The sequence below is a fragment of the Fusobacterium sp. genome, assembly GCF_030528405.1.
Classification (GTDB): domain Bacteria; phylum Fusobacteriota; class Fusobacteriia; order Fusobacteriales; family Fusobacteriaceae; genus Fusobacterium.
In genome coordinates, this window is the sequence record NZ_JAUMYY010000058.1 from 1 (window position 1) to 7516 (window position 7516).

At 28.9% G+C, this 7516-nt stretch carries 7 protein-coding genes; 6 read left to right on the forward strand and 1 reads right to left on the reverse strand.

Annotated elements, in window-relative coordinates:
* The first annotated feature begins 125 nt into the window (after nt 1–125).
* The 4 genes from Q4A58_RS07650 (at nt 126) to Q4A58_RS07665 (ending at nt 4054) form a co-directional block, all read left to right on the forward strand.
* Nucleotides 126–1049: an ABC transporter substrate-binding protein gene (locus Q4A58_RS07650; RefSeq protein ID WP_303118052.1), complete on the forward strand. Its 924-nt coding sequence runs from the start codon at nt 126–128 to the stop codon at nt 1047–1049.
* A 19-nt stretch (nt 1050–1068) separates the two neighbouring features.
* Entirely contained in the window at nt 1069–1908 is an 840-nt protein-coding gene (locus Q4A58_RS07655; protein ID WP_303118054.1) for an ABC transporter permease, read from the forward strand.
* The gene (locus tag Q4A58_RS07660) at nt 1905–2681 is read left to right on the forward strand and encodes an ABC transporter ATP-binding protein (RefSeq protein WP_303118056.1); all 777 of its coding nucleotides are present in this window, start codon (nt 1905–1907) and stop codon (nt 2679–2681) included. Before Q4A58_RS07655 ends, Q4A58_RS07660 begins: the two co-directional genes overlap by 4 nt.
* Nucleotides 2682–2818: 137 nt before the next feature.
* A complete protein-coding gene (locus Q4A58_RS07665; RefSeq protein WP_303118057.1) occupies nt 2819–4054 on the forward strand; it encodes a hypothetical protein in 1236 nt (411 codons plus the stop codon).
* Nucleotides 4055–4230: 176 nt separating this feature from the next.
* On the opposite strand, the gene Q4A58_RS07670 is transcribed toward Q4A58_RS07665, so the two are convergent.
* Entirely contained in the window at nt 4231–5115 is an 885-nt protein-coding gene (locus Q4A58_RS07670) for an ATP-binding protein (protein WP_303118059.1), read from the reverse strand.
* Between the two features lie 486 nt (nt 5116–5601).
* Here Q4A58_RS07670 and Q4A58_RS07675 point away from each other — a divergent pair, with 486 nt between their 5' ends.
* Entirely contained in the window at nt 5602–6450 is an 849-nt protein-coding gene (locus Q4A58_RS07675) for a WYL domain-containing protein (RefSeq protein WP_303118061.1), read from the forward strand.
* A 53-nt stretch (nt 6451–6503) separates the two neighbouring features.
* A partial coding sequence (locus Q4A58_RS07680) for a YhcG family protein (protein ID WP_303118063.1) occupies nt 6504–7516 on the forward strand: 1013 nt, incomplete at its 3' end.

Below are 7516 nucleotides of genomic sequence, written 5' to 3' on the forward strand. Positions count from 1 at the left end.
AAATATTAAAAATAAATAAAAAAAAATAAAAAAACCGAACAAAAAATTTTTTAAATTGTTATCTGGTTCAATAAGTCTAATTATGATAGAATGCTCCCAATGATTCAAAAAGAGGGGGAGTATAGATGAAAAAATTAGTTTTAAGTTTGTTGTTTTGTTTGACCACATTGGCATTATCAAATGAAGTAAAAGTAAAAATTGGAATTACGCAGATAGTTGAGCACCCTGCATTGGATGCTGCAAGAGAAGGAATCCAAAGAGCTTTTAAAGAAAAAGCTGGTGATAAAAATATTGAAGTTGATTATCAATCAGCACAGGGAGATTTCGGAACAGCCCAGTTAATAGCTAAAAATTTTGTTTCTAGTAAAAAAGATTTAATAGTTGCAATTTCAACACCATCAGCACAGGCAGCACTAAATACAACTAAAACTATACCAATAGTTTTTACAGCAGTTACAGATCATATAAGTGCAGGATTAAAAGGGAATAATATAACGGGGACATTAGATGCTTCTCCTTTGAAAGAACAGGTGGAACTAATTAAGGTTTTATTTCCAAAAGCCAAGAAGATTGGTTTTATATATAATCCAAGTGAACAAAATTCATTAGTTATTTTGAAAAAATTTCAAGAAATATTAGAGGAAAATAATTTAACAATAGTAGAAAAGGGAGTTAACTCTATAAATGATATAAACTTAGCATTAAATTCTCTATTTAAACAAATAGATGTCTTATATCTTCCAACTGATAATCTAGTTTCATCTGCAATTAGTTTAGTAAATAAAAAGGCATTAGATCAGAAAATACCTACTATTGCTTCAGAAGAAGAATTAGTTAAAAAGGGTTCTTTAGTAAGTCAGAGTATAGATTATGAGAAGTTGGGCTACCAGACTGGGGAAAGAATAATAGAGATCTTAAATGGTAGAGAAATAAAAGATATCAAAGTGGAGGGTCTAAAAGAAAATAAATTGGTAGTAAATAAAAAAACAGCAGAAAAATTAGGTATATCTCTTGAAAAAACAATTTTAAAGGATGCAATAAAATATTAAATATAGAAGAGGAGTAAAAATGTTACAGGCAACGATAGAACAGAGCCTTATTTTTGGAATAATGGTTTTGGGAGTATATATTTCATTTAGAATTTTAAATTTTCCTGATATGACAGTTGATGGAAGTTTTCCCTTAGGAGCAGCTGTTTCAGCAAAACTTTTAACAATAGGAATAAATCCTTATGTAAGTTTATTAATAGCAATTTTAGCGGGAGCCTTAGTGGGAGCAGTAACAGGAATATTACATGTAAAATTAAAAGTTAAGGACTTACTTGCTGGAATTTTAGTTATGACAGCCTTATATAGCATAAATTTAAGAATAATGGGAAAGTCTAATATACCACTATTTGAAGAAAAAAATATATTTAATACAGATTTTTCAAATTTAACTATTATAATATTGTTGATTTTAATAAGTAAATTTTTATTAGATTTTTTGTTAAAGACAAAATTTGGTTTTGCTCTGAAAGCTTTAGGTGATAATGAAAATTTAATTACTTCTTTGGGCTTAGATGAAAAAAAATATAAAATATATGGTCTTATGCTATCAAATTCTTTTGTTGCATTGTCAGGAGCAATACTAGCACAATATCAAGGTTTCGCTGATGTAGGTATGGGAACAGGGACAATAGTTATAGGTCTTGCTTCAATAATCATTGGAGATACTTTATTTAGTAAAAGAAAAAGAAAAATGGGAACAACCATAGCAATAATAGGTTCAATATTCTATAGGGGAGTTGTTGCTCTAACTCTATCTTTAGGTTTAAATGCTAGTGATTTAAAAATGATAACATCAATTATTGTTATTTTAGTATTATGGATTCGTCATCAAAGAGGTAAGGGGAGTGATATCCTATGATGCGTATATCAGAGGTAAAAAAAACATTTTATTCAGCTTTAGGAGAGGAAAAAGGAATTTTTCGAGGATTAAATTTAGATATAAAAAAGGGAGATTTTATTTCAATTATTGGAAGCAATGGAGCAGGAAAATCAACTTTATTAGATATGATAACAGGGAATGTATTGCCAGATGAAGGTTTTATAGAGGTGGATGGTGAAAATATAAATTTAATGGCAAGACATAAAAGAGGAAAATTTATTTCAAAAGTTTATCAAAATCCTGCAATGGGAACAGCCCCTTCAATGACTATATTTGAAAATTTATCTATGGCTGATAATAAAGGTAAAAGATTTGGTTTTAGTTTGGGACTAAATCATTTAAGAAAAGAAGATTATAGAAAGCTTTTAAAAGAATTAGATTTGGGATTGGAAGATTTTATGGATACAGAAGTTAAATACTTATCTGGGGGACAAAGACAGTGTCTAGCTTTAATAATGGCAACTTTAAATCAACCTAAAGTCCTATTACTTGATGAACACACAGCAGCTCTTGATCCCAAAACATCAAAGTTGATTATGGATAAGACAGAGGAAATAGTTTTAAAAGCAGAGATTCCAACACTTATGATAACACACAATTTACAAGATGCTATAAGATATGGAAACAGACTTATAATGCTTCATAATGGAGAAATAATTTTGGATATAAGTGATAAAGAAAAAGAAAATTTAACAACAGATGTATTAATGAAAATTTTTCAGGAGAAGACAAGTTATTCAGATGTTTTTTAAAAGGTTCTTGAATAAGTTTTTAACTTAGATATTTTTATAATTTGTAAAATGTTTGATAAAGTTTTTTATTATATACAAAATAGAGAAAATTTGCTAAAATATAGTGAAAATCAAACAAAAATAGGAGGAGATAAATTATGAAAAAGGGAATGAATATTTTAAAAACATTTTTACTGCTGGGGGTATTTTCTTTAGAAGTTAGTGCTAAAACAAATGTAGATGCTAAAGCAGGTGCAACAATGAAAGTCGATGCTGTAGCAGCACCAACAGTAAGTCAAATTGATAAATGGAAAACTCTTATTAACTTGGAAGATTATGTATTTCAAAATAAGAAAAGAGAAAAAATAAATTATACTCCAAATTATTACAAATACATAGATCAAAATTCTGAAGAAATAGTTATAAATGGGAAAGTTTATGACTATGATGCATCAGCAGGAGCTTCAAGAACTGTTGCGGATATGATAAACCACTCTCAAACATTGAAGTATGATGGAAAAAAGGGAGTATCTAAGGAACTGGAAATGGATCCCAAAATTAAAGAAGCTATGGAAATAGCAAAGAAAAAAACTAAAAAAGGACAAGAAAAAATAGATGCAATGTACTGGTCTGTTCAAGCTCCTAAGGGAATTATAGTTGGGGATTATTATTCTGGAAAAAAAGTTTTTGATGGTGGCTATGAGGCTTATGCTGAAGTTGTGGTTAATAACAATGAAATAGTGCATATAGAACTAAATGAAAGACCACCTATTACATATTATGCTTCTGAATGGGCTGGGGAAACAAAGCGTCGTTCAGGTTATGGTTTTTTCCAAGCAAAAAACGCAAGAACGGATTACACTTTGGTAACACTTATAAATGGAATGAGTTATTTAGAATGGCAGGTGTTAAAAAATCAAAAGTTAGATTTTGAATATAAGACATTGTTCGGCTCATCTAACAGTGCAAGAAATGGGTTTGTGCCTTTATTAAAAGAAATGGCAAAAGAAGTTGAAGGAAAAGCTACTAATAAGAGATATGTAGGAATAACTCAACCATATGACAGTGGAATAAGCACAAGACTTGAAGTTATCTATGAAGATGGAAAAATAGTAGACTTAAAATATGATGAAATTTTTGCTGATGATAAGGAAGATATAAAGAATAAAACTTTACAAGAATTTTATCGTCAAAGTAAGTTTGAATCAATAGAGTATAATCGTATTACAAATAAAAGTTTCAGAACTTTTGTAAACACTCTTCGTAGAGAAGTATTACGTTCTCAATCGCTTACTGAGTTTCCAACTAATGCTTTAAAATTGGATATGCCACATATAAAAGAAGCTTATGAAAACTATTTATTTGTTGCAGAAATGATAAAAAATATAAAATAGAAAAGAGAGTGTGAAAAAAATCTAGGAGCTGTTGCATTTTAAAAGTATTTGCAACAGCTTTTTTACTATGGAATAAGAAAAATCCGTGTTTACTTTCAATTTTGATAAAATATTTTTTATTTTTACTTTAAAATCAACATAAAATTTTAATGTATTCGAAATCATTCGAAAACTTTTTACTCAGCCCAAAAAGGAATATAACTTTTATTAGGTCCAGATTTAATAATATTAATTTCTCTTGCTTTTTTTATTAAATTGCTTATTTTATCTGTAGAGGATTTTGAATTATCCAAACCAAATCTATTTCTCAGAGAAGAATTAGTCATATATTCATCAACAGAATATTTAAAACAACAATGATAGAATAAAATATTCATTTTATCGTCATCGACCATCTGTTCGAATTTTTTATCTTTAAATAGTTTAACATTAACATATTCATTTGTAATGATAAATTTAGGAGTAAAAAGATTTTTTTGCTCAGATATTTCAACGATTCTATCTATGCCACTTCCTAATTCTTCACACAATCTTAATTGTCTCATATAATAAGCAAGTTTTTCATTTCGACTTTTATTACAATCATAAAATCTCCAAACATCGATAACTGATTTGCCAGGGTTTGTGATTTCAATACGATTTTCAAAAATTTCAATTTTTACTTCAGAACCAGCAATGCTTAAATCTTGATGAATAATTGCATTTGCAACTAGTTCCCTTATAATGGTATTAGGATAAAATTCAAAAGTTTCCATTCTTCCATCTACAGATCTTTGCTCTTGAGGAAGAAATTTTTTAAGACTTTTTATTATATTTTCAAATCCTAAAGCATAACCTTTTTTTCCTTCCATTTGCTCCCTAATAGATGATTTGGTAATACCATTGTATATTATTATCCTAACACCTTTTCTTTCTAAATTAAAATCTTTTAAATTATGTGCTAGAAGCAATGCACCTAAAGCTTTCACGTGGTAAGAAGAATTATCTTTTTTTATAAATCCATCTTGTTCCATTTCTCTAATTATTTCTAAAGGTGATTTGTCACTTAGCCAATCTTTCATTTTAAAATATGTTTTGAAATCTAATAACTTTAAAATTTCTTCTACAGAAAGATTTTCTTTTACTATTGTTTCTTCGTAATTGAATCCACTAGCTTTATTCCATAAAATTCTTAATTTTTCTGGAAATACTCTTGCAGGTTTATTATTAGAGCCAATTCTTATATAGATTTCATTTTTAAAACTTATTGGTGTATGTGTTGCAGTATTAATTTTAACTATAGCAATTCTTTTTTCATTTTAAAGACTAATTATATAATTAGTAGTGAAAAGTAAATTATAAAAGTGACTATAGGAAAGAAATAAAAAAATTAGGAGGTGAAAAACTAAAAATGTAGCAAATGCTTATGGATACTATGAAATATAGCAGTAGTAAAAATAAGATAGTGAAGTTAATTTTTTACTGAAAGAATGATATTTAAACTTGAAAAAGTAAGTCTTCTATAATATAATTAAAAAATATTATATTTAAGTCAAGGAGGGAGAGTATTGAAGAAAATCAGAGTTACAGTTCCGGAAGATATTTGGTATATAATGAAAATAGATCAGGAAGATTTTGGGATTAATAATAATAAATTTTGTAATTATATTCTGGAAAAATTGAAATTTAATAAAAAAATTGACTCTGAGAGATTACTTCAGGCTCAGGGAAGATCCTATAAAAAAATTATTCAATTTGACTTGAATGTAAATAATAAAGAGATTTATTATGATGTTTTAAAATCCAATGAAGTTGAAATAGAGGCAGAATATTTTAGAGAATTATTTGAGATATATTGCTCTAAGTTTAAGTATCAAAGGGAACTTTTTATCTATGAGGATAGATTGAAGACTATACTTGATGCGATAAAAGAAGATAGTAAAATTAAAATAAAATATTTTTCAGAGATTTTTGATATAGAACCAATATTTATTCGTAGAGAAGATAAAGGAAATGAAAATTTTTTATTTTGTTATGTGGAGAGTAAAAATTCATATCAAAATTATAAACTAAAAGAACTGGAAATAATTTCTATTTTGCCTGAAAAAGTAAAAAAGAGAGATAAAAAATTTATTGAAAATATGAGAAAGAAATATGATCCTTTCTTAAGTATGGGGAATGTAGTAAAAGTTCGTCTGACAACTTTAGGAGAAAGTATGATGAAAGGACTTACGGATTACAGACCTAAATTCATAAAAAGAGAGGGAGATATTTTTTATTTTGAAACTGCTAATGAAAATGCTAAGATGTATTTTAGAGGATTTATGAAAGAGGCAGAGATATTAGAGCCTATTTCCTTGAGGGAGGAAGTAAAAAGGGAGTACCAAGAAGTTATAAAAATGTATGAAGGCACTTGAATGCACTCCTAATGATGTGATTAGCTTTGATGATGGTTATGGAAAGGAATAAGATGAGCGAAATTAAGTTAAAGGATGAAAGTACAATGAATGGACTTTATGATGAAATAAAGAGCTTAGTCATTCATTCAAGAAACCATATTGCAATGGAAATAAACTCGACATTGCTTCAAACTTATTGGGAGATTGGGAAGAGAATTGTTACGAATGAGCAGAATCATTCTGAAAGAGCTGAATATGGAGCGGAGTTACTTAAAAATCTCTCAAAAAATTTGACCAAAGAATTCGGTAGGGGTTTTTCTAAGTCCAATCTTTTTAATATGAGAAAGTTCTATTTGACTTATCCAATTTTCCAGACAGTGTCTGGAAAATTAAGCTGGTCGCATTACAGTGAATTATTATCAATATCTGATGATAGCAGACGCTCTTTTTATGAAAAAGAAAGTCAAAATGCCGGATGGTCGGTAAGAGAACTTAAACGACAAATATCAACATCCTTATATGAGAGATTATTGCTTTCTTCCGGAAAAGAGAACAAGGAAAAAGTGTTAGAGTTGGCATTAAAAGGCAACGATATACAGAGTTCCTCGGATATTGTCAAAGACCCTTATGTTTTTGAGTTTTTGGGGCTACCTGAAGAAAAGCCGATAATGGAGAGTGATTTAGAAAAAGCTTTAATCGCTCATATTGAAAACTTTTTGTTGGAACTGGGGAAAGGCTTTATGTATGTCGGTTCACAGCAACGGGTGACTTTGGGGAATACACATTATTATGTGGATATGGTGTTTTATAACAAAATACTCCGAAGCTATGTGTTGATAGAATTGAAAACAGGAAAACTGATGCCTGAAGCGGTGGGGCAACTTAATATGTATTTGAATTATTTCAGGGAAGAAGTGAATGACGAGATGGACGCAGAGCCGATTGGCATTATTTTATGTACCGACAAGGAAAACATACAAGCGGAGTACGCACTCGGTGGCATTTCCAATACTATCTTTGCGTCAAGATATACACTGTATATTCCAAACAAAGAGGTACTTCAAGCCGAACTTGAAAAAGTGAT

What these genes read in the sequence shown, in the direction of transcription:
- Q4A58_RS07670 (WP_303118059.1), bottom strand. Translation starts at nt 5,115, where the DNA reads ATGAAAGATTGGCTAAGTGACAAATCACCTTTAGAAATAATTAGAGAA.
- Q4A58_RS07665 (WP_303118057.1), top strand. Translation starts at nt 2,819, where the DNA reads ATGAAAAAGGGAATGAATATTTTAAAAACATTTTTACTGCTGGGGGTA.
- Q4A58_RS07655 (WP_303118054.1), top strand. Translation starts at nt 1,069, where the DNA reads ATGTTACAGGCAACGATAGAACAGAGCCTTATTTTTGGAATAATGGTT.
- Q4A58_RS07650 (WP_303118052.1), top strand. Translation starts at nt 126, where the DNA reads ATGAAAAAATTAGTTTTAAGTTTGTTGTTTTGTTTGACCACATTGGCA.
- Q4A58_RS07660 (WP_303118056.1), top strand. Translation starts at nt 1,905, where the DNA reads ATGATGCGTATATCAGAGGTAAAAAAAACATTTTATTCAGCTTTAGGA.